The 21,350-nt window shown below is 58.6% G+C and carries 22 protein-coding genes; 7 read left to right on the top strand and 15 right to left on the bottom strand.

All coding sequences use genetic code 11. The features are described from left to right. A partial coding sequence (locus tag HHJ06_RS10850) for a hypothetical protein (protein ID WP_215429677.1) occupies window positions 1-195 on the bottom strand: 195 nt, incomplete at its 3' end. A gap of 397 nt (window positions 196-592) precedes the next feature. Between HHJ06_RS10850 and pstB the strand changes: the two genes are divergently transcribed. Next, complete coding sequence (gene pstB / locus HHJ06_RS10855; RefSeq protein WP_215429679.1) at window positions 593-1,375, top strand: phosphate ABC transporter ATP-binding protein PstB; 783 nt, start codon at window positions 593-595, stop codon at window positions 1,373-1,375. Window positions 1,376-1,560: 185 nt separating this feature from the next. After that, the gene (locus HHJ06_RS10860; RefSeq protein WP_215429681.1) at window positions 1,561-2,208 is read left to right on the top strand and encodes a phosphate signaling complex PhoU family protein; all 648 of its coding nucleotides are present in this window, start codon (window positions 1,561-1,563) and stop codon (window positions 2,206-2,208) included. Window positions 2,209-2,245: 37 nt separating this feature from the next. Here HHJ06_RS10860 and HHJ06_RS10865 read toward each other — a convergent pair whose 3' ends face one another. The 3 genes from HHJ06_RS10865 to HHJ06_RS10875 form a co-directional block, all read right to left on the bottom strand. Then, on the bottom strand, window positions 2,246-3,205 hold the full coding sequence (locus HHJ06_RS10865; RefSeq protein WP_215429683.1) for an aldose epimerase family protein: 960 nt from the start codon (window positions 3,203-3,205) through the stop codon (window positions 2,246-2,248). A 34-nt stretch (window positions 3,206-3,239) separates the two neighbouring features. Continuing rightward, on the bottom strand, window positions 3,240-3,719 hold the full coding sequence (locus tag HHJ06_RS10870; protein WP_215429685.1) for a glycine zipper 2TM domain-containing protein: 480 nt from the start codon (window positions 3,717-3,719) through the stop codon (window positions 3,240-3,242). Between the two features lie 146 nt (window positions 3,720-3,865). Beyond that, window positions 3,866-4,108, bottom strand: coding sequence for a hypothetical protein (locus HHJ06_RS10875; protein ID WP_215429687.1), 243 nt, complete (start codon window positions 4,106-4,108; stop codon window positions 3,866-3,868). A gap of 236 nt (window positions 4,109-4,344) precedes the next feature. Here HHJ06_RS10875 and HHJ06_RS10880 point away from each other — a divergent pair, with 236 nt between their 5' ends. Further along, complete coding sequence (locus HHJ06_RS10880; protein WP_215429689.1) at window positions 4,345-6,864, top strand: M16 family metallopeptidase; 2,520 nt, start codon at window positions 4,345-4,347, stop codon at window positions 6,862-6,864. 343 nt (window positions 6,865-7,207) lie between these two features. Here HHJ06_RS10880 and HHJ06_RS10885 read toward each other — a convergent pair whose 3' ends face one another. The 4 genes from HHJ06_RS10885 to HHJ06_RS10900 all read right to left on the bottom strand — a co-directional run bounded on the left by HHJ06_RS10885 (window position 7,208) and on the right by HHJ06_RS10900 (window position 9,867). Beyond that, window positions 7,208-7,528, bottom strand: a complete 321-nt coding sequence (locus HHJ06_RS10885; protein ID WP_012420356.1) for a bactofilin family protein — start codon at window positions 7,526-7,528, stop codon at window positions 7,208-7,210. Between the two features lie 34 nt (window positions 7,529-7,562). Beyond that, a complete protein-coding gene (gene frr / locus HHJ06_RS10890; protein WP_102713087.1) occupies window positions 7,563-8,129 on the bottom strand; it encodes a ribosome recycling factor in 567 nt (188 codons plus the stop codon). 53 nt (window positions 8,130-8,182) lie between these two features. Continuing rightward, window positions 8,183-8,908: a UMP kinase gene (gene pyrH, locus HHJ06_RS10895; protein WP_215429697.1), complete on the bottom strand. Its 726-nt coding sequence runs from the start codon at window positions 8,906-8,908 to the stop codon at window positions 8,183-8,185. A 65-nt stretch (window positions 8,909-8,973) separates the two neighbouring features. Then, a complete protein-coding gene (locus HHJ06_RS10900; protein ID WP_215429699.1) occupies window positions 8,974-9,867 on the bottom strand; it encodes a mechanosensitive ion channel family protein in 894 nt (297 codons plus the stop codon). A 250-nt stretch (window positions 9,868-10,117) separates the two neighbouring features. Between HHJ06_RS10900 and HHJ06_RS10905 the strand changes: the two genes are divergently transcribed. After that, window positions 10,118-10,660, top strand: a complete 543-nt coding sequence (locus HHJ06_RS10905) for a hypothetical protein (protein WP_215429701.1) — start codon at window positions 10,118-10,120, stop codon at window positions 10,658-10,660. Window positions 10,661-10,776: 116 nt separating this feature from the next. Here the strand turns inward: HHJ06_RS10905 and HHJ06_RS10910 are convergent, their stop codons facing one another. Next, window positions 10,777-11,442 carry a hypothetical protein gene (locus HHJ06_RS10910; RefSeq protein WP_215429703.1) on the bottom strand — a complete coding sequence of 222 codons (666 nt, stop codon included), beginning with the start codon at window positions 11,440-11,442 and terminating at the stop codon, window positions 10,777-10,779. Window positions 11,443-11,935: 493 nt separating this feature from the next. Then, window positions 11,936-12,559 carry a peroxiredoxin gene (locus HHJ06_RS10915; RefSeq protein WP_102725335.1) on the bottom strand — a complete coding sequence of 208 codons (624 nt, stop codon included), beginning with the start codon at window positions 12,557-12,559 and terminating at the stop codon, window positions 11,936-11,938. A gap of 135 nt (window positions 12,560-12,694) precedes the next feature. On the opposite strand from HHJ06_RS10915, the gene HHJ06_RS10920 reads away from it, so the two are divergent. The 3 genes from HHJ06_RS10920 to HHJ06_RS10930 all read left to right on the top strand — a co-directional run bounded on the left by HHJ06_RS10920 (window position 12,695) and on the right by HHJ06_RS10930 (window position 16,299). Further along, window positions 12,695-14,404, top strand: coding sequence for a hypothetical protein (locus HHJ06_RS10920; protein ID WP_215429705.1), 1,710 nt, complete (start codon window positions 12,695-12,697; stop codon window positions 14,402-14,404). A 102-nt stretch (window positions 14,405-14,506) separates the two neighbouring features. Next, window positions 14,507-16,060, top strand: a complete 1,554-nt coding sequence (locus HHJ06_RS10925) for a hypothetical protein (protein ID WP_215429707.1) — start codon at window positions 14,507-14,509, stop codon at window positions 16,058-16,060. Between the two features lie 14 nt (window positions 16,061-16,074). Further along, window positions 16,075-16,299: a hypothetical protein gene (locus HHJ06_RS10930; RefSeq protein WP_215429709.1), complete on the top strand. Its 225-nt coding sequence runs from the start codon at window positions 16,075-16,077 to the stop codon at window positions 16,297-16,299. Window positions 16,300-16,530: 231 nt separating this feature from the next. Here the strand turns inward: HHJ06_RS10930 and recR are convergent, their stop codons facing one another. From recR to HHJ06_RS10955, 5 genes are all read right to left on the bottom strand, one after another. Then, window positions 16,531-17,139: a recombination mediator RecR gene (gene recR / locus HHJ06_RS10935; RefSeq protein ID WP_215429716.1), complete on the bottom strand. Its 609-nt coding sequence runs from the start codon at window positions 17,137-17,139 to the stop codon at window positions 16,531-16,533. Next, window positions 17,132-17,581 carry a hypothetical protein gene (locus tag HHJ06_RS10940; protein ID WP_215429719.1) on the bottom strand — a complete coding sequence of 150 codons (450 nt, stop codon included), beginning with the start codon at window positions 17,579-17,581 and terminating at the stop codon, window positions 17,132-17,134. Before HHJ06_RS10940 ends, recR begins: the two co-directional genes overlap by 8 nt. An 86-nt stretch (window positions 17,582-17,667) precedes the next feature. Then, on the bottom strand, window positions 17,668-18,915 hold the full coding sequence (gene fabF, locus HHJ06_RS10945; protein WP_215429721.1) for a beta-ketoacyl-ACP synthase II: 1,248 nt from the start codon (window positions 18,913-18,915) through the stop codon (window positions 17,668-17,670). A gap of 114 nt (window positions 18,916-19,029) precedes the next feature. After that, window positions 19,030-20,667, bottom strand: a complete 1,638-nt coding sequence (locus tag HHJ06_RS10950) for an alpha/beta fold hydrolase (protein WP_215429723.1) — start codon at window positions 20,665-20,667, stop codon at window positions 19,030-19,032. Window positions 20,668-20,785: 118 nt separating this feature from the next. Continuing rightward, window positions 20,786-21,301, bottom strand: coding sequence for a peptide-methionine (R)-S-oxide reductase (locus HHJ06_RS10955; RefSeq protein WP_251841507.1), 516 nt, complete (start codon window positions 21,299-21,301; stop codon window positions 20,786-20,788). Between the last annotated feature and the right edge of the window lie 49 nt (window positions 21,302-21,350).

Consider the following 21,350-nt stretch of genomic DNA (forward strand, 5'->3'; position numbering starts at 1 on the left):
GGGCCCCAGCTCACACTGGAGCTGGCCCAGAGCCACTTCCAGGGAAAACCTGGCTAGGGATTTGGCCTCCGCGGCAAAAAGATGTTTTTCGGAGAGTCTGGTCTGAGAGGATGCAATGGTAAGAAGGCCAACGCTGAGGAGGGCCAGAAGCATCATCAGGGTGATGGTGGCAATCAGGGCAAAACCCTTGCTCATATGTCTGGGTTTTGGATTCTGAGGAATTGTTCTTTTCATTAAAATTTTTATCTAAAAATTATTGAAATCTATTAAAAATGAGAGATGTAAAGCCGCTGTCAGTAGGTTGGCCAGCATTTCATACCAACATACAAAATAGTTTTTTTCCAGCAAGAAAAATAGTTCTCAGTTTGCAAGTAAAAACGTATCTCTAAAAAGAAAAGACCAAGCGTATTCCTGAGGCCGCCCTCATTTGGTTTTATAGTCAGTTAAAAATTAACGGATTCTAAATCCGCTGCATGATTTTCTTTTTCTCAAAAAGCCACCTTAAGAAATTGTCACAAACTCGTAGTAGCCATGGAGGGCCGGATTTGGGATACCATGCGGGTAACGGCGCAAGATGCGCTTTTGAACGAAGATGACCCCACACCCAGCAGCAGCCGGACAGACCGCCGTAGAAGTGGATTCCCTGGATTTTTGTTATGGGAACAAGCAGTCTCTATTTCATGTCACCATGAGAATTCCAAGAAACCGGGTGACGGCGTTTATAGGCCCTTCCGGCTGCGGAAAGTCCACGCTGCTGCGCTGCATCAACCGGATGAACGACCGTATTCCGGAGGCCCGCGTCACGGGCGGCTCCATCCGCATTGACGGGGTGGACGTGACTTCCCCCACGCTGGACCCCATTCATCTGCGCCGGGAAGTGGGCATGGTGTTCCAGAAGTCCAATCCCTTCCCGATGAGCATTTATGAGAACGTTTCCTACGGGTTGAAGCTGGCCGGGGTGAAAAACCGCGGTCTTCTGGATGAGGCGGTGGAGGAAAGCCTGCGCCACGCCGCTTTATGGGATGAAGTGAAGGACCGCCTCCATGTCTCCGCCAACGGCCTTTCCGGCGGCCAGCAGCAGCGCCTGTGCATTGCCCGCTCCATTGCCGTGAAGCCGCGCATTCTGCTGATGGATGAACCCTGCTCCGCCCTGGACCCCATCGCCACGGTGCGGGTGGAGGAGCTGATGCACAGGCTCAAGGAGGAGTTCACCATCATTGTAGTCACCCATAACATGCAGCAGGCTACGCGCGTTTCAGACCTGACGGGATTTTTCATGCTGGGCCGGCTGGTGGAATTTGATTCCACGGAGAAAGTTTTTTCCAATCCCTCCATGAAGGAAACGGAGGATTACATTACGGGAAGATTCAGTTGACAGAAAGTTGATTATGGTTTTATCAAAATTTACTTCCAGGGGCGGAGCGGGCCGTTTTTCCTCTTCCTCCGGCGTTGTCCGGAGGAAGTCTTCATCCGCCGCCAGCAAGGACAGCCGGCGCAGGCAGCATCTTTTTTATCATGCGGGCAGAACCGCCGCCCGCCAGCAAGCCAATATTCCGAATCATGAATCACGACGCACATGCCCTGAGGGAGTTTGACGCCGCCCTTTCCTCCCTGAATACGCATTTAATGCAGATGGCCTACAAGGCGCAGAGCGCCCTTGACCTGGCCGCCGCAGGACTTTTGCAGCAGAATGAATCCGCCGCCAACCAGGCGATTGCCGATGACGAGGAGCTGGACGAGCTGGAAATGACGGTGGACCGGGAAGGGCTGCACCTGCTGGCTTTTTACAGCCCGGTGGCCTCCGATCTCAAGGTGGTGCTGGCTTCCATACGCATGTCTTCCATGTATGAGCGGATTGGGGATGAGGCCGTCACGGTCGCCAAGAGGGCCAACAAGCTCAACAAGCGCCCCCGCATCCGGGAGACTGCCCAGGCGGACCCCGTGTACCGGGAGATGGCGGAGCACTTCAGGGCTGTGAACAAGGCCGTTTCCACCTGGAACGGGAAGGCTCTGGAGGAGCTGGCGCCTGCGTTGGAGACGCTGGCGGAGCATGCGGCGTCCCTTACCGGCATGTTTACCCGTCTGCCGGAACGGTATCAGGACAATCTGGTGGCCGTGGCGGATCTGATTTTTGTGGGCCGTTCCATGGAACGCATGGCGGAAGGCCTGCAAAAGGTGGTGGCAGAAGCCCTGTATGCGGCGGTGTAGCGGCGCAGGGGACGTTCAGATGGCTCCTCCCTGCTTCCTACCTGACGGTCCAGGTGATATTGCGCGTGGCGGACTGGCCGGGGCGCAGGATGACGCTGGGGAAATGGGGCGTGTTGACGGCGTTGGGAAAGCCCTGGGCTTCCAGCGCGATTCCCTGGCGGGCCCGGGGCAGGTATTCCCCGGTATAAACCTGGAGGCCCGGCGCGTCCGTTGCCACCATCAGGCGGTGTCCGGATTCCGGGTCAAGAAGGATGGCGGCAATCTTGTCGCCGGGTTCTGAATCCAGCACGTAGTTGTGGTCCAGTCCGGCGGCTGTGTCCGGATGGGCGGCGGAATTGCGCTCGCCCAGCAGGGCTGCCTTCCGCAGGTCAAAGTCCGTACCTTCCACGGGCAGGATGCGCCCGTCCGGGATATTGGTTGAGTCCACCGGGGTGTAGGCGGATGCCCGCACCTCCAGCGTCATGGAGTCAATGGTGGGCTTGCTGGAGAGGTTCCAGTAGGCGTGGTTGGTAAGATTGACGATGGTGGCCGCGTCCGCGTACGCTTCCAGGCGCAGGTGGAGGGTTTCCTCCACCACGGTGTAGGTGGCCACCACTTCCAGGTTGCCCGGGTAGTTTTCCTCCCCGTCTGCGGAGTGCAGGGTGAGCACCAGGGCGCTGCGCGTGGCTTCCTGAACCTGCCAGATTTTGCTGTCAAAGCCCTGGATGCCGCCGTGCAGGTGGTTGGGGCCGTTGTTGACGGCCACGGAGCGGGAGTCTCCGTCAATGGAGAACCTGCCTTTTGCGATGCGATTCGCGACACGGCCGCAAATCGCACCGCAATAACAGGTGTCTTTCAGCATGTCTTCAAAGTGCTTGGGCCCAACGATCATGTCCATGCCGTCCTTGACGACGGAGATGATGCGCCCTCCGTAGTTGCTGATGCGTACCGTCAACTTGTCGGAAGACAGTTCAAACAATTCTACTGGAGCGCCGCCGGGTAAGGTGCCGAAGATCATGCCGGTATGTAGCTGGTCAGGGAATGACGGCCAGTTAATAGGCCAGGACGCGGGAACCGTTGTTGCCGATGATCACGCGTACGCGCTGCCCAACATAGATCGGGTTGTTCTTGCTGGCCACCTGGACGACCGTGTAGCTACGGGTGCCGTTTCTCTTCTGGTCCAGGCGCACGGTGATGCGCTGGCCGGTCGTGTTGTTCACGGCCTTGTCAATCTGGTTGCCGGCAATGCCGCCCAGAATGGCGCCGCCCGCCGCGGTGGCGTACTTGGCGTTGCCGCCGCCGAACATGGCGCCGGTGAGGCCGCCTGCCACGGCGCCGATGCCGGTACCGGCATTGGCGTTATTGGCCTGGATTTTGACGTTTTCCACGCTGGTGACCGTACCGGTGTAGGTTTCCTGGGCGCCGCCGATTTCGTTCATGTTGTAAGTGTTCGGGGAACCGAAGTTGGTGCAGGCGGTCATGGACAGAGCGATGGCTGCACAGCCGATGGTAAGAATGGAGGTTGTTTTCATGATGACAATTTATAAAATGGGTTGAAGGTTAAGATCAAGTAATTTCATGGTCAACGGGATGGATGTTTTACTTCCTCCCGGTGGAGAAAACCCTTGCCGGAAGGTTCCGGCAAGGGCTGGTGTTCATTGTAATGGTTTCCGTGGGGTTAGGCCTTGGGAGCTTCTTCCTTTTTGGGGCAGTCGCAGGGCTTTTCACCCTTGCTGCAGGGCTTATCGCACTTTTTGCCGCACTTGCCTTCCTTATCGCATTTCTTGTCGCACTTTTTGTCTTTCTTGCAGCACTTCTGGGCGGCGGGAGCGGAGGAGTCGGCCGGGGCGGCGGCTTCCTGGGCATAGCCGTTGACACTGAAGGCGAAAGCAAAGGCTGCTACAGCGAGGATCTTTTTCATGTTATTGATGTATGAGGTTGGTGGTGTTGATAGGGAACGGCATATGAACTGCCGTTCTACGACTGATAGAGTAACAGAGTTTAAGATTTGTTCAAAAAAATGTGTAGTCATCATGTTTTTTTGAGGAAGGTTTTTGGTTCAATTGCGTTTTTGAAACCGGAGTAAGTCTGACAGTGCCGCGGCGCGTACGGAGCGGCGGCTTGCATGGCCTCCCTTCTTGAGGCACGGTAAGTAACATGAGTTCAGCCAAGGAACCTGTGATGCGCCGTTTTGGAAACGGTTTGACGGTTTTGATCAAGGAGGACAAGTCCCATCCCGTAGTGTCCCTCCAGTACTGGGTGGGCACGGGCTCCATGAATGAGGGGCATTGGCAGGGAAGCGGCCTTTCCCATTTACTGGAACACCTGGTGTTCAAGGGAACGGAGAATTACTCCGGCCCGGACCTGGCCCGCAAGGTGCAGGAGCGCGGGGGCCACTGGAATGCGTATACCAGCGTGAACCGCACTGTTTATTATATAGACGGCCCGGCGGAGTCCTGGCAGATTTTCCTGAATCTCCTGACGGAGCTGGTGTTTTCCCCCACGTTCCCGGAAGAAGATATGGAACGGGAGAAGGAAGTGGTGCGCCGGGAGATGGCCATGTATGCGGATGATCCGGATTCCGTGGCCTACCAGCTTCTGATGCAGACGCTGTACCTGAAGCACCCGCGCCGCTGGCCCGTGCTGGGGGAACCGGCTTCCTTTGACGCGCTGACGCGCCAGGACGTGCTGGATTACCATGGCAGCCGCTATGTTCCGAACAACGTGGTGCTTTCCATCGCCGGAGATGTGGACGCCGCGGAGATTCTTTCCCACCTGGAACTGCTGGTGGAGGATTTGAAGTCCCGCCCGCTGAACCGGGAGCTTATCCCCCATGAACCGCACCAGTTCGGCTCCCGCAGGGTGCGGAAGGAATTTGCCGTGCCTTACTCCAAGCTGAATCTTGCGTGGCGGCTGCCCTGTTCCGGCCATCCGGATACGCCGGCTCTTTCCGCCCTGGCCAGTATTCTGGGCGGGGGGCGTTCCGCGCGTTTTTATGAAAAATTCCATGACCGGCTGGGCCTGGTGTATAGCATTGAGGTGCATTCCAACCAGTCCGAGTCTGACGAAGGGGCGTTCACCATCAGCATTGACGTGGACCGGGCCCAGCGCGACAAGGTGCGGGACCTGGTGCTTCAGGAGCTCCGGGATCTGGCGCAGGAGGATTTTACGGAGGACCTGAAGAGGGTCTGCAAGCAGACGCGGGTCAGCCGTCTGCGCCGCAGGAGTTCCGCCGCCGGGGTAGCCTCGGAAATGGGGGCTGACTGGTTCGGCGCGCGCAATTTGAACCTGTCTTCCGAATGGCAGGAGGCCATTGAACGGGTGACGACGGAAGACCTGCACCGCGTGTGCTCCACCTGGCTGTCTTCCCCGAATGTGACGGAAGTCAGCCTGGACCCCCTGGGCAGCAACGCCGAGGATGAAGACGGCTCCGCCGCCGGGGCGGAAACGGCCCTGAGCGAGCACGTGCTGGGCAATGGCATGAAGGTAGTGATCCGTGAAGACCACCGCCTCCCGCTGGCGTATGCCTGCCTGGCCTTCAAGGCCGGCTGCCGTGCGGAGAATGAACGGGACGCCGGAGTGACGGATTTGATGTCCGAGTGTCTGCTGAAAGGCACCGCCACGCGTTCCGCGGCGGACATCGCCCGTTTTCTGGAAGACATAGGAGGGGCCATCAATACTTCCACCGGCAATAATTCCCTGAGCGTGGGCTGCCAGATTCTGGCGGAAGACCTGGACGCCGGTCTGGAACTGATGGCGGATGTGGTGATGAACCCCTCTTTCCCGGAAGACGCCTTCCTGCGGGAAAAGGAATCTTTTGTGGCGGATGCGGAGGAGGATATGGAAGACCCTCTTTCCGTGGCCTTCAGGCAGGAGCGTAAGGTGGCCTATGGGCCCGTATCCTACGGGAATTCCCCGTCCGGCACGCCGGAGAGCCTTTCTTCATTAACGGTCCAGGACGTGAAGAGCCAGTATGAACGCATCATTTGCGCTTCCAATGCCGTGATCTGCATTTCCGGAGATGTCAGGAAGGAAGAGGTTCTTCCTCTTCTGGAAAAGCGTCTGGGGGGAATGCGGAAGGGAACGCCTCCTGTTCTGACTCCCACTCCTGCGCTGCAAGCCGGACGGGAAGTGGCCGTTCTGGACAAGCAGCAGGCCGTTCTGGTGGTGGGATTGCCCGGTGTGGACGTAGCTTCTCCGGAAATGGCCCAGGCGCTGGTCTTCCAGGCTTGGTGCAGCGACATGGCCGGGCCCGTGTTCACCAGCATCCGGGAGGAGGCCGGGCTGGCCTATTATGCCAGTTCCAGCCTGTTCATCGGCATGGATGCCGGGGGCATCTGCTTCTACCTGGGGACCTCCCCGGAGCAATTGGAGGAAGCCGGAGAGCGCCTGGAAAAAACGCTGGAAATGATTCATGAACGCGGCATGACGGAAGAGGAGCTGGAGCGTACCAAGGCCTCCGCCCTGTCTTCCCGCCTGCTGGCCATGCAGTCCAACGGAGCCCTGTGCCAGATGCTGGCGCTGGATATCCTGTTCGGGCTGCCCCTGGATGCGTTTGAACGGCAGACGGACGCCATCAGGGGCATGACGCTGGACCAGGTGAACGCCTTTATCAAGAAGGTGCTGGACCCCGCGCAGCCCCGGTCCGTGTCCATCGTCCGTCCGCCGCTTCCCTGAGGAAGCGCGCGGGGCGGTGGTTTCCGCCCTGCCTGCCGGAGTTTGTCGCGCAGGCAGATGAATTCCGCCGGAGTTTGTTCCTGTACTGTACCGCGCACATGGGCATAGACGCCCGGCTGGGAGTGAAGGTTTCCCAGCCCTTGCAAAGTACGGCGGTGAAAGGAAGGAAATCTCCTGTGTGCTCCGTACGATCATGAAGGCGAAAGGAGGGAGCCTTCCTCTCCCGGCTGGATGTCTAGCGTTGTTACCTGCCTTTCCGGCGGGGAATTCCGTGCTGTACGCGGACGCAAAAAAGCCGTTCCCTTTTTGAGGAACGGCTTGGTAAAAATGGAGCGTTTTTTTCTTAACCGATTTCCGTGCGGCCCAGCAGGTGGGCACCTTCTTCCATGGCGAGACTGCGGGTCTTCATGTCTCCCACGACGCGGGCCTGCTGCTTGAGCTCGCAGCGGTCAGAGGTGACTTTGCCTTCTACATTGCCGTAAATGCGCACGTCTCCGGCGGTGATGTCACCCTTGATCTGGGCGGTTTCTCCGATGGTGACCTTTCCCTTGTCGGAAATGATTTCACCTTCAATCTTGCCGTCGATGTGCATGTCGTTCTGGAAACGGATGGTTCCCTTGATTTCAATGCCGGAGGCGAGGAAGTTTGTTACGTTGTCTGTCATTGTCGTAAAATGGTTGGGGATGGAGGGGTCTGGCTTAGATGGTCATGATGTCCTTTTCCTTGGCGGCCACCAGCTCGTCAATCTCCTTGACGTATTTGTCCGTGAGCTTCTGGATTTGCGTTTCCAGGTCGCGCTGGCCGTCTTCCGTGACAAGGTTGTCTGCCTTGAGCTTTTTGGCGGAGTCAATGGCTGCCTTGCGGACGCCGCGGACGCGGACGCGGGCTTCTTCCGCCTGGGATTTTACCAGCTTCACCAGGTCCTTGCGGCGTTCTTCCGTGAGGGCGGGAATGGGCAGGCGGATGGAGCGGCCTTCCACAAGCGGGTTGAGGTTCAGCTTGCTTTCATTGATGGCGCGGCCGATGTCATGAACGGTGCTGGGGTCAAACGGCTGGATGAGGATCAGGCGCGGTTCAGGTGTGCTGATCACGGCCAGGCCCTTCAGTTTCATGACGGAGCCGTAGCTGGAGACGTGCACGTCCAGGTTTTCCACGAGGCCGGGGGAGGCTTTTCCCGTGCGTACGCCGGAGAATTCCTGTTTGGCGAAGTCCACGGCCTTGAGCATGGATTCCTCCGTTTCCAATAATAATGTTTCTGCGTCCATGATGATGGTGGGTGCTAAGTGTTTTTGTAGGTTGGAAAAGGGTTTGCGGGCGTTCAGCTGATGGTGGTGCCGATGGGCTCCCCGAGCAGGGCGCGCGTGATGTTGCCCGGCTCGTGCATATCGAATACGATGATGGGCTTCTTGTTGTCCATGCACAGGGTGAATGCGGTGGAGTCCATCACCTTGAGCTGGCGTTCCAGGCATTCCTGGTAGGAGATGGTGTCAAAGCGCTTGGCGCCGGAAACTTTCTTGGGGTCCGCATCGTACACGCCGTCCACGGAGGTGGCCTTCATCACCACTTCCGCGTTGATCTCGCTGGCGCGCAGGGCCGCCGTGGTGTCCGTGGAAAAGAACGGATTGCCCGTGCCCGCGGCAAAGATGACGATTTTATTGTTGTCCAGGTAGGAACGGGCCGTCAGGCGGATGAAGGGTTCCGCTACGTTTTTCATTTCAATGGCGGACTGGACCACGCAGGGGGCTCCCGCGCGTTCCAGCGCGCTCTGGAGGGCCAGGGCGTTCATCACCGTGGCGAGCATGCCGACGTAATCCGCCGTGGCGCGGTCCATGCCGCGCACGCTGGCTTTCGCCCCGCGCCAGAAGTTGCCGCCGCCCACGACGAGGCCGAGCTGCACGCCTGCGCGGTGAGCCTGGGCGATTTCTTCAGCAATGCGGGCGACGATTTCCGGGGAAATATTGTCCATGCTGCCGGGGCTGCGCAGGGCTTCTCCGCTGAGTTTCAGGAGGATTCTTTGATAGGCGGGTGCGGATGTGTCAGACATAGTGCGGATTTTACGCAGACAAGATTGAAATTTCACGGGGCAAAAAGAAAGCAAAAAGAGAGCCCCTACTGATTTTTCTCCGGCGTACCGGAGATTTCCACCTTGATGGGGGTTCTGCTCTCCAGGCTGCGGGTGGGGAAGGGGAAAGAAATTCCCTCTGCCGCGAAGCGGTGCTTGATGTCATGGGCAAGCGTTTTCTGGCAGTCCAGGAAGTTGTCCTTCAGGCACCAGGCGCCTATCTTGAACCCCAGGGAGGAGTCCTGGAATCCCGTGAACATGATGACGGGCGCCGGATCGTCCAGGCAGAGCCTGTTTTGTTTGACCACTTCCCCAAGCACGGCCACCACGTGCTCAATATCGCAATTGTAGTCCACCCCCAGGTCCAGGTCACAGCGGCGCGTGGAGAAGCGGGTGATGTTGCTCACCGGGTTTTTAATGATCATTTCATTGGGGATGCGGACCATGGTGTTGTTCGCCAGCCGGAGCTGGACGGACATGAGGTTGATGGAGTCCACATTGCCGGTGATGCCCCCCACTTCAATCATGTCCCCCAGGTTGATCTGCTTTTCCCCTACCAGGAAGAGGCCGCTGATGATGTTGGACAGGGAGGTCTGGGAGGCGAAGCCCACCGCCACGCCGATGATGCTGGCCGCGCCCAGCAGGGTAAGGATGTCAAAGCCCATCAGGGCGAAGGCTTCCACGCCGATGATGATGTACCCTGCGTTTTTAACGATTTTTACCGTCAGGCGGGATGCCTGCGGCGACATTTTCAGGCTGGTTATTTTCCGGAGCACCTGGCAGAGGAGCTTCAGAAGAATCCAGCTTACTACCAGCCAGATGACCACGTGAAGGATTTTAGCGCCCACGGACTGCACCATTTCCAGCTTGAGCCAGTCCGGCATGTTCAGAAAATCCATGGTTCTTGTCCAGATATCTTCCCTGGATGCTGCGGCTGCCATGAAATCCATATTCATGCCAAGGATGTAGCAAACACCCATGTACGGCTCAAGGGGCGTGCGCGTATTCCTCCGGATTTATGACAGTTCCGGCCATTTGGCGGGGGGAGAAGCGCTTCCGTTTTCGCGTGATGCCGTGCAGCGTTTTTTACCGTCACATTGCCGTGAGAGACAAATGCCGCTGGTTAAAACGCTTCCAGAGAGAATAGATTGCTGAACAACCATGAATAAAAATAATGTTGTCCTGTGGTGTATGGGAATATCCTCCCTGGTTTTTCCGGCGGAAGCCGGAACTGGCCGCACGCTGGAAACCGGGCGTGCCGCCGGGTATTATACCCATTCCGGGAAAGGGGAGAGAAGCGCCAAAGAACGCTTTGAACGTTTCAAGTCGCGCCGCGCCCCTGCCGTCGTCAGGGATACTGTTTCCGTGGTTGGAGAAGATGGAAAAAGCTATGAGGCGGAAGTAGAACTCGTAGATCCCGAGGCCAGGGCCAGGGCTGCGCGGGAAGCGTGGGAGAAGAGGCAGGGGGCCAAGGCCAGAACCTTTGTCAACCAGGCGGAGCAGGAGGCACGGTCCAAAATAGCTTCACGGGAGGAAGAGAAGAAAGCGCTGGCCTCTTCCATGCAGAGGCTGAGAGCTGCCGTGCAGGTTGGAACGGTGGACAAGCTTCTGGCGGAAAAATTGGTGGACGTGTTGTCCCGGCGGGTGCGGGAGGGGATGATGAACAGACTGGAGGCGGCGAAGGCGATTAATTATCTGATTGCCAATAACAAGGTGAATGTGGCAATGGATTAGCAATTTCCGGGGATGAAGCACCCTGCCGGCAGGGGAGAGCTTTTTCCGCCGGGCATCGTGAATTGGCAGGCACGGAAGGATTTTTTAGTACCGGGAATGTGCGCCTTGAAGAGATGTCAGCTTCCGGATACGCGCGTTAAAACAGAGAAAAAGCGGGAGGGTCTGTTCGGAATGAGGTATACTTTTTCCCCGGCGGAAAAGAAAATGACTTCCATGCCCTTCTCGGTCCCCCGGTCTGCACGCGCCATTTTCCATTCTCCTCCGGGGCTGGAGGACGTGTAGACCAAATAAAATTTCAGGGAGCCGTCCGGGTTTTTCTTGGCCGCTTTTGACTTGTTGGAGAAGTCATACAGCTCGCCGCCCTGGTTCTTCCAGATTCCTTTTAATACCTGGTCCACCGGGCTATCGTCAGAGCGAAAGGGCTTCATATAGTTGTGGATGGCGATCGCCTCCTCCATGTTTCCCTGCTGGGCCAGCTGCTTCTGCCTTTTTTCCACAGCGGCCAGATATTTCTGGGTCAATGGCTGGCACGCTTTGGAATATTCCGTCCGGAATTCCTGGTGCAGATTGTTCAAGTCCGGTTCCGGTGATTTGATGATGCCCTGCCTGCCGTCTTGGAGCGTGAGCCAGTCAATGCCGGAGTCCTTATGGATTTGAATGATGGTGGAGTCATCCTTTTTAACCCAGATGCGCAGGGGCTCCTCCCTGAAGACAACTATTTCCCGGGAGGATTTGCCGGGGTCTGCCCACTGGTTCTGGGGCTGGAATGCCGTTTGCTTCACGTCTTTTGAGAACCGCCTCAGGCTGGAATCCAGGAACTGCGTGAATTCACTGCTGTCCCCATTCTTTTTCCAGGCCTTTCCTATGAAAAACGGGTCAATGGTAGTTGCAGGAGGCGGAGAGAGGATATCTTTTTTGATGTTTTGAAGAACGGATTGAATCAGCCTGGCTTTTTCAAAGTCGGATTGGTTGACTGCCTGCTGCTGAAGAGAGAGAAGTTTTTTTGAAAATGCCGGAAGAAGAGACTCTCCGCGCCGGAAACAAAATTTTTGGTAGGCCGTTTCAAGGTCCCTGATGCTTTCTGGCGCCTGGGCGTTTGCGGCGCAGGCGGAACCTGCAAAGGCAGAAATTAATAGGAAAGCTGGAATGAAGTAGTTCATTCATAGTAAAGTAAATCGGAAGGTTTCGCGGGTCAATATTTATATGTTAGAAAAAGCGACAAAAAAGGCCGTTTCCCGGCGTGGGAAACGGCCATGAAATGTTGCCGGGGGCAGCTTACTTGCTGAGGTAGGAGGCCACGCCTTCGTGGGACGGGGTCATGGCTGCGTCACCCTTGTGCCAGCCAAGGGGGCATACTTCTCCGTACAGTTCAAAGTGCTGGAGGGCGTCTACCACGCGGATGGCTTCATCAATGGAACGTCCCAGCGGGAAGTCGTTGATGAGTTGGTGGCGGACGATGCCGTCCTTGTCAATCAGGAAGAGGCCGCGGTAGGCGATCAGTTCCCCGTTGACTTCCACGTTGCCGTCTTCATCAATTTCCTCGTCTCCGGCCAGCACGCCGTAGTCGGCGGAAATGGTCTTGTTGATGTCGGAAACGATGGGGTAGGTCACGCCCTGGATGCCGCCCTGGTCGCGGGGGGTGTTCACCCAGGCCCAGTGGGAGAATTCGCTGTCCGTGGAGCAGCCGATGACGGCTACGTCACGCTTGTCGAATTCGCCCAGGGCTTCCTGGAAGCCGATCAGTTCCGTGGGGCATACGAACGTGAAGTCCTTCGGGTAGAAGAACAGGATTACGTACTTTTTGCCCTTGAACTGGTCAAGACTGAAATCCGGTACGATGGTACCGTTTACAACTGCGTTTGCACTAAAATGAGGTGCCGGTTTTCCAATGAGGAGCATGGTCGGTTTTTTGGTTTAGTTCTAAAAGAATGATTCCAAAAAACAAGAGGAAGTCAAGAGGCAATGATGCCTTCTTCATGAGAAAGGAGCCTGTTTTCTCTTGAAAGGGAGGCTTTTTTTGTCAGTATGGCCTGCATGTCATCCCCAAAGCCTCAACAAGACGAGTGGTCCGGAAAAATCGGCGTGATTCTTGCTGTGGCCGGAAGCGCCGTGGGGCTGGGTAATTTTCTGCGCTTTCCGGGGCTGGCGGCCCAGTATGGCGGGGGAGCCTTCATGGTGGCATACGGCATCATGCTGGTGCTGGTGGGCCTGCCCGTGGCCTGGGCGGAATGGTCCATCGGGCGCCGCGGCGGCCAGTTGGGCGCCCACTGCGCCCCCGGCGTGTTCTGGTACCTGACCAAGGGGTCCAGGCTGTGGAAGTTCCTGGGAGTGCTGGCGGTTCTGGGGCCTTCCTCCGTGGCGTTTTACTACATGGTGGTGGAGGCGTGGTGCTGCGGCTATTTCTGGAAGATGCTGACCCAGCCGGAAGTGTTCTCCACGGCTGAGGGGACGGCGCATACCTTCTTCAGCTTCACGGGCATGTACGGAGACGGAAGCGCCCTCCTGTCTGACAACGGGCTGCTCTGGATCGTCATAGGGGTCATCCTGCTGAACCTGGGAATCATTTACCGGGGAATCAGCAAGGGAATTGAGATGTTTTCACGCTGGTTCATGCCGTTGCTTCTCCTGATTTCCCTGGTGCTGCTGGTGCGCATTTTATGCATTGGCACGCCGGACCCGTCCCAGCCGGACCGCAGCATTGAGCAGGGGCTGGGTTACATGTGGAATCCCAGCAAGGTACTGGTGGAAGAGCAGGACCCGCACAGCGGAGAGTGGAAGACGGTCTCCATGGTATCCGCCTCCCATGAGGGGGCCATGGATGAAGCCGTGCGGCAGGTGGAAATGTCCGCAGGAGCCCGGAGGCTTACCAGGGTGACCTTGTGGGACGGGCTGAAAAACATTGAACTCTGGGTGGCCGCGGCCGGGCAGGTGTTCCTAAGTCTTTCCGTGGGAACGGGGCTGATTCTGACGTATGCCAGCTATGTCAGGAAGAAGGAGGACATTGCGCTGAGCGGCCTTTCCGCCGCCGCGTCCAATGAAGTGTGCGAGGTAGGCATTGCCGGCATGATGACGGTTCCCGCCGCCGTGGCGTTCCTGGGCGTGGCCGGAGCCGCCGGGCAGGGAACCTTTGCGCTGGGTTTCATGGTGCTTCCCCAGGCTTTTGCCAAGATGGGGTCCAGCGTGGTCTTCGGCAGCCTGTTTTTCCTGCTTCTGACCGTGGCGGCGGTGACCAGCTCCATCTCCATGATGCAGGTGGGCCTGTCCTTCATTGAGGAATTCATGGGGCTGAAACGCAAGATGGCCGTGGTGGTGCAGGGTTTTTTCACGGCCACGGGCACCCTGATTGTCGCCTGGTACAGCGGGAACCTGCTGGCGATGGATACGTATGACTTCTTTCTGGGCACCCTGTGCTTCTTTGTAAGCGCCATGGTCATGATGATTCTGTTTTCCTGGAAGCTGGGGGTGGACAAGGGGCTGACGGACCTGGAGGACGGCTCCGTGATCCGGATTCCCAGGATTTACCGCTTTATCATGAAGTTTGTGACGCCCACGCTCCTGCTGGCCATTTTCCTGACCTGGCTGGCACAGAATATCTGGGTGAAGCAGGCCGCTCCCATCCAGGCGCTGGGGCGCGGAGAGCATGGGGCCGTGATTCCGGTAGGCTTTCTGGCGGCATATACCCTGTTCCTGCTCTTCATCACCATGGCGTCCGGAAGGCACAAGGTGTACCACGGGCCGCGGTAGGCAGGGGAAAACTGCGGGAATGCCCGTTTATCCGTGGCTTGCGGCAGTCGGGGGCCTCATCCGTAGGCTTGACCCCCGGCGGATTTGATATAGGCTGGTACCATGTCCAGAATGAGGAGGATACGCCGCAAAAAGCCCCGCACCGGAGGCGTTTGGAAAAAGCTGCTGCTGTGGAGCGTCCTGGGGGCGCTTGTGCTGGCCGTGGCGGCTGTAACCGGCTCCTACCTGTATGTGCGGGCTTACTTGAAGAGCGATGATTTTTTAACCATGCTGGGTCAGTCCGCGGTGGACGACATGAATGTGGATACCGCCAGAATAGCCCCCTTGGACTGGGACGGCTCCGGAATCCGGTGCGACAGCGTGACGATGGAGGGGCATGAATTCCTGACCTCCCTCCAGGCAAAATCCATTGAGACGGAATTCAACCGCTGGGATTTGCTGAAACGCGCCTTTGTCATCACCTCCGTGAACATTGCGGAAGTAAAGCTTCAACTGGCCCCGGTGCCCTTCCACTTTAAGGAAAGGGAGGAAGAGCCCAAGAGCTGGGTGGAAAAGAATATTCTGCCGGATACGTTCCGCCTGGAAAAGGGAAGCATTGATTCCCTGTCCGTATCCTACGGGGTTCCCGGCAGGATGTATGCCCTGAACGGAGCCCGCATGGAAAGCACCCATGACGCCGGATCCAGCCAGTACAGGTTTGACATTCAGGGGGGCAGGCTGCTGATCCCCTTCAAGGGCTGTCCGGAATTTTCCCTGATGTCCGGCACGGCGCAGTTCAATCATTCCAGCAGGAGGGTGAACGTGCCCTCCTGCCGCCTGACGACGGATGCGGGAGGCTATCTGGACATCAAGGGGGACTGGGACGGCCTTTCCTCCTCCTGGACGGCGAATATGGTGGTCAACAGCATTCCCGCCGCCTCCATTCTGGAAAATGACTGGAAAAAGCATGTCCGGGGGAGCGTGAGCGGCGGGGTGGACCTGCGCGGAGGCCGGGACGGACTGACCCATGTGGCGGGCCTGGTGAGGTTGCAGGACGGCATGCTGACCGGGCTTCCCGTTCTGGACAGGCTGGCCCTGTTCTGCGGTTCCCCCAGATTCCGCCAGCTGCCCCTGCACAAGGCATCCGCCCAGTTCCGCTACAGCGGGAACGCCTGGCATATTTCCGACATTCTGGTGGAAAGTGAAAATCTGGTGAGGGTGGAAGGCTGGCTGGAGGTCGGCAAGGGGGGCGAACTGAACGGAAGGCTCCAGGTGGGGCTGCGGGCGGATGGCCTGTGGAGCGCGCTGCCGGGATTTTCCGACGTATTTTCCGCTTCCCGCCAGGGAGTGGGCGGCAATCTGGTGTGGGCTAATGTGAACATTGGCGGCACGCTGGACAATCCGTCGGAAGACTTGTCCGCCCGGCTCATCAAGGCGGCGGGAGACCGTTTGACGCAGATAGGAATGGGGAAGGTGGCGGAAGTGGCGGACGTAGCGTCCCGCCTGCTGAACAAAGGGGCTGGAGAGGGCAGGGATAAAGACGAGAAAGGTGATGGCGATTTCAAGATACCGGCCGCGGACAAGGTTCCCGTTCCCGTGATGCCCAATCTTCAGGATGCCGCGGAAAAGGGGCTCAAGACCGGAAGTGACCTGATGAACGGGCTGATGAATTTGTAACCTGATTTTTCCAGATGAAACTTTACCCCTACCAGATGGTGCAGGCGGTGGCCGTGATTGTGGAGCGCATCGCGGAAACGGCCTTCCGGGCTACTCTGCCGAATGGCAAGACCACCGTGGCTTTTGTGGAAAAAAAGAATGCCCCGCTGAGAGATGTGCTTAAGCCGGGCGACCGGGTGAACGTGACGATTTGCCCGGCGGATTTTGACCGCGCCCGCGTGGACGGCCTGGCGGAATGAGAGATTGGGAGAGAAGCTGCTCCTCTTTTTCCTCGTCGTGTAGAGAAGAAGAGGGTACCCCTTGCAACCTCTGCACAGAAAAGGTAGGAAGAATTCTTCTCTTCTGCGTTCCGGAAAAGATTCAGGCAGGAAGACCGGGCTGCTTCCGCTCCCGGTGGAGGCAGAAGACGGCCACGGCATCGGGGGAAGTTGGCGTTTTGGCCGGTGGCGCTCCGGCTTGTAGTCGCATGATCAGAGCTGCGTGCGGCCTTCCAGGGCCTTCATCAGCGTCAGCGTGTCTGCATGGCTGAGGCCGGAGCCGGCAGGCAGTCCCTGGGCCGGGCGGGAGATCTTGCAGTCCAGGTCTTTGAGCAGGTGGTGCAGGTAGGTGGCTGTGGCTTCCCCTTCCACATCGGACCCGGTTGCCAGAATGACTTCACATCCCGGCTGGCGGGTGACGCGTTCTACCAGGGCGTGGATATTGAGGTCTTCCGGTTCCACATCGTCCAGCGGGGAGAGCTTGCCTCCCAGGCAGTGGTACAACCCGCGGTAGGCGCTGCTGCGTTCAATGGGAATGACGTCCGTAGCCTGTTCCACCACGCAGATGAGCGAGCTGTCCCGCTCTTCATCCCGGCAGGCGGCGCAGGGTTCGCCGGCGGTGCTGAAAAAGCCGCATACGGGGCACGGGGTGACGTGTTCAGCCGCCTGGCCGATGGTGCGGGCAATGGATTCCGCCTCTCCCATGTGGCCCTGGAGCATCCACAGGGCCATGCGCTCCGCGCCGCGGGTGCCGATGCCCGGAAGCTGTTTCAGGGCGGCTACCAGTTCAAGTACGGGAAGGGGATAGTCCAGATTATTCATGAGCGGGGGGTGGTTCGGAAATGGGCTGGTCCGGTGGCGGCTGGGGCCACAGGATGGCGAGAATGCCCGCGCACCCTGCGGAGAGCAGGCATGGAACGGGATTGAAGAAAACGCCCCACAGCCCCAGCACGGGAGTGAAGCAGGCCAGCAGAAGAAGGAAGGCAGCCAGAACGGCGGTTTTACGGAGAGCCCCGCGGATCAGCAGCAGATCGTAGACCAGGGCCAGAGTCAGGATGATGCACAGCAGGAAGCCCGTGCCGGGAGAAAGGGCGGGTGTTTCCGGTCCCAGCAGGAACGGAGCGGGAGCCAGGGCTTCCTTCAAGTCCTGCGCCCAGGCCGGAGTGACGCCCACGGAATACAGCACCACGATCAGGATGATCCCCGTGACGGAGAACAGGGCCCAGCGCATGAGCAGAATGTCCTGATGTTTGTGGGAAAGCATGGCTGTAAATGAAGAAAGCGGAAGCGTGATGGCTGCGGTGGACACAAACATCAGCGCTTCCGCCGGGAAGAGGGTGCCTGAAGGGATCAGGAGAATCTCTTGACGATGACGGAGGAGTTATGCCCGCCGAAGCCGAAGGAGTTGCTCAGGGCGGCGTCCACCTTGGCCTTCCGGGCCGTGTTGGGCACGCAGTCCAGATCGCATTCCGGGTCCTGGTTGTCCACGTTGATGGTGGGCGGAATGATGCCGTCCTGCATGGCCATGATGCAGGCTGCCAGTTCCACGCCGCCGGCAGCGCCCAGAAGGTGGCCCGTCATGGATTTGGTGGAGCTGATGAGCAGACCGTTTTTGGCGTGGTCGCCAAAGACGGCCTTGATGGCCTTCGTTTCACAGATGTCGCCCAGCGGGGTGGAGGTGCCGTGGGTGTTGATGTAGTCAATGTCTTCCGGCTTCATTCCGGCGTGTTCCAGGGCCATCTGCATGCAGCGGGCGGCTCCGCGGCCTTCCGGATCCGGAGCGGTCAGGTGGTAGGCGTCTGCGGAGATGCCGTAGCCCACGAGTTCCGCATAGATTTTCGCGCCGCGTTTTTGGGCGTGTTCCAGCGTTTCCAGAATGACGACGCCGGCGCCTTCACCCATGACGAAGCCGTCGCGGTCCACATCATACGGGCGGGAGGCGCGCTGGGGCTCGTCATTGCGGGAGCTGAGGGCTTTCATGTTGCTGAAGCCGGATACGCCCGTGGGCAAGATGGTGGCTTCCGCCCCGCCGCAGACCATGACGTCCGCATCACCGAACTTCATGATGCGCCAGGCTTCCCCGATGTTGTGGTTGGAGGTGGCACAGGCCGTGACGATGGACATGTTCGGTCCGCCGAGGCCGTATTCCATGGAGATGAGGCCGGAGGCGATGTTGCTGATCATGTACGGAATCATGAAGGGGGATACGCGGGTCGGTCCCTTGGAGAGAAGCGTGGCGTGCTGGGTTTCCAGCGTGCCGAGGCCGCCGATGCCGCTGCCCACCATGACGCCGATGCGGGTTTTGTCTTCCGCGTCCAGGTCCATGCCGGAATCCTTGAGAGCCATTCCGGCGGCGCCCATGGCAAAGTGCGTGAAGCGGTCCACGCGGCGCGCGTCCTTGGGCGTCTTGAAGTAGGGGGACGGATCGAAATCCTTGACTTCACCGGCGATTTTCGTGGAGTAGTCGGTGACATCCATGGACTTGATGGTGTCAATGCCGCTGCGGCCAGCCTTCATGGCTTCCCAGGTGGATGCAAGATCATTGCCCAAGGGGCTGATCACTCCGATGCCGGTGATAACAATTCTGCGGTCGGTCATAATAAGTGTGAGTGGTTGCAAATAATGCTTGAGCCAGAATAGGCGTCATTGCAGGAAAGTCAAGCTAATCCCCTTGTCCCCCAGTGCGGCGGGAATGCGGCGCCGGAACCGGGGCTATCTTGAGGCGCGCGGTTCCGGTCCCGTCGCAGGGGTTCCGGTTTTACGGACGGATTCCAGGATAAAATCCACTATGGGCGCCGGGTCCGGGAGGCTGTGGGGATGGTGGCCCGCCCCCGGTTTATGGATCACCCGGATGCTGCCGCCCATGGCGCGGTATTTCCGTTCCACGACGGCCATGTTTTCTTCCAGGGGCACCACGTCATCCGCATCCCCCACTACGGCGAGGATCGGTATGCGGCTCTTGGCCAGCGGAGCCAGCTTGTTGACGGGACTCAGTTTTCCGGACACGGCTTCCTGTTCCGTCACGCCCCAGGCGGCCAGCAGGCGCTGCCAGTCCTCCGGGGAGCCTTTGCCCTTTCCCTTGCCGCCGGGCCAGCTTGCGACGTCGCAAACGGGGGCGTCCACATACATGGCCGCTACCCGGTCCGGGTGCAGGGCTGCCCAGTTAAAGGAAAACAGCCCTCCGCGGCTGAACCCTTCCAGAACCGTTTTAGGGGAAAGGCCGTAGTCCCTGACCAGGGTGTTATAAAACTGATCCATGATTTTCATGGCCGCGGGTGAGCCATACATATTCTGCACATCCACATAAGCCACGTGAAAGCCTTTCTTAAGCAGGGCCACGTCCGCCTGGGGCTCATGGCCAAAGAATTCCTGCCGCCATATCCAGGGCCTGTTTTCCGCCGGTGTTCCGGGAAGAACAAGGGTGGCGTTTCTGCCCGCTACTTTGAACCGCAGGGAAGGGAAGCCCTGCCATTCCGAGACGCTTACTCCCTCCCGGAGGCAGGGAAGCACGGAAACGGGAACTCCCTTAGGGATGCCGGGACGCCGGTGGCCCGTTTCCGCCAGCCACGCCAGTTTGTAAAGGTTGTGCCGGTCCAGGACTTTTCTGAAATCATCCCCTTCCGGAAAACGGACGCGGGAGGGCAGGCGGAGGATGGAGGCGAGCGGCGGCCAGACGGCCCCGGCAATCATGAAGTGGCCTTCCGTGCCCGGGTGGACACCGTCCCCGGCATAAATGAATTTGGGGTTCTTTTTCTTCGCTTCGCGGATTTGCCTGGCAAGTTCCGGGCGCATATCCACTACCTTCCAGCCCGCTTTTTTCCGGCTGACCAGCCATGCGGCATAGGTATCCAGCACCTGGTTGTAACGCGCCGCATCCTTTTCCGGGGTATCCGCCATGTACAGGGGCGGCGTGATGACGATGAATTGGCCCCCGGCCCCTTCCACCCGCTGCTTCAGCCGCTCCATGCCTTTTTTAAAGGCCTGGAAAGCGGCTTCTGAAAAAGGCTTCATCATGCCGTCATTCATGCCGTAGCAGGCAATGACGAGAGTGGGCCTGTATTTGGAGAGAATGGAATCCAGGCGGTCATGGAGGCAGGGGCGCGGAAAGGCACCCCCGGCGTGGCCCGGTTCCGATAGGCCGGAGACTGTTTCACTGGGGAGGGCCATGCTGACGATTTCCGCATCCCGGTAAGCCGGAGTCTGCCGCAGGGCTGATTCCACCAGGGCAGGCCATTGACCCGAATACGGGATGCTGTCCCCCAGAAGGGCGATTCTGGGTTCCGCGCCCATGGCGTGCGCCAGGAGCAGGGCCAGCAGTACCGGGATGATGCGCAGTGCGTTCATTCTCATGATACCACATTACGCGGGCACGGGAATGAATGTTTCAGCAAGGCATTGTTCCCGGAAAATTCTGTTTTCCGGGAGGTTTTGTCCGGTTGGCGGCTGGTCCTTTTTCGTGTTGCCCGCCTCAAGGGGAGCTGTGCGCCATGGCGGGCTGCGGCTCCGCCTGGAATTCCAGGGAGAGGGAATTGACGCAGTAGCGGGTATCCTTCAGCGTCAGGTGTTCCCCCATGAAGATATGGCCCAGATGTGCGCCGCAATGGGCGCATGTGACCTCCGTGCGCCGTCCGGAACCTGAGTGGATGCTTCTGACGGCATCCGGCAGGGAGTCGTCAAAGCAGGGCCAGCCGCATCCGGCGTCAAATTTGTCTTCCGACCGGAAGAGGGCTTCCCCGCACTTGCGGCAGGAATAGGTTCCCTGCTCAAAGCAGTTGACGAACTCCCCGGAAAAGGGCGGTTCCGTGCCCTGGTGCTCGATGATGCGCTTTTCCGTTTCCGTGAGGGGACGGCGCGTCCGGGAAGGGCCGGGATCAGGCACGTCCTGGGAGGCGGGAATCCCCCCGTCCACGGCCATGACGCCTGCCACTCCTTCAGCGATCGTTCCTATCCATGATCTCCAGTGTCTCCGTTCTTCCTGATTCATACGTACCTATGACCAGGTAAGGGCGGATTTCGCTCATTCATACGCCAAT

It is taken from the genome of Akkermansia muciniphila (assembly GCF_018709685.1).
Taxonomy (GTDB): Bacteria; Verrucomicrobiota; Verrucomicrobiia; order Verrucomicrobiales; family Akkermansiaceae; genus Akkermansia; species Akkermansia muciniphila_E.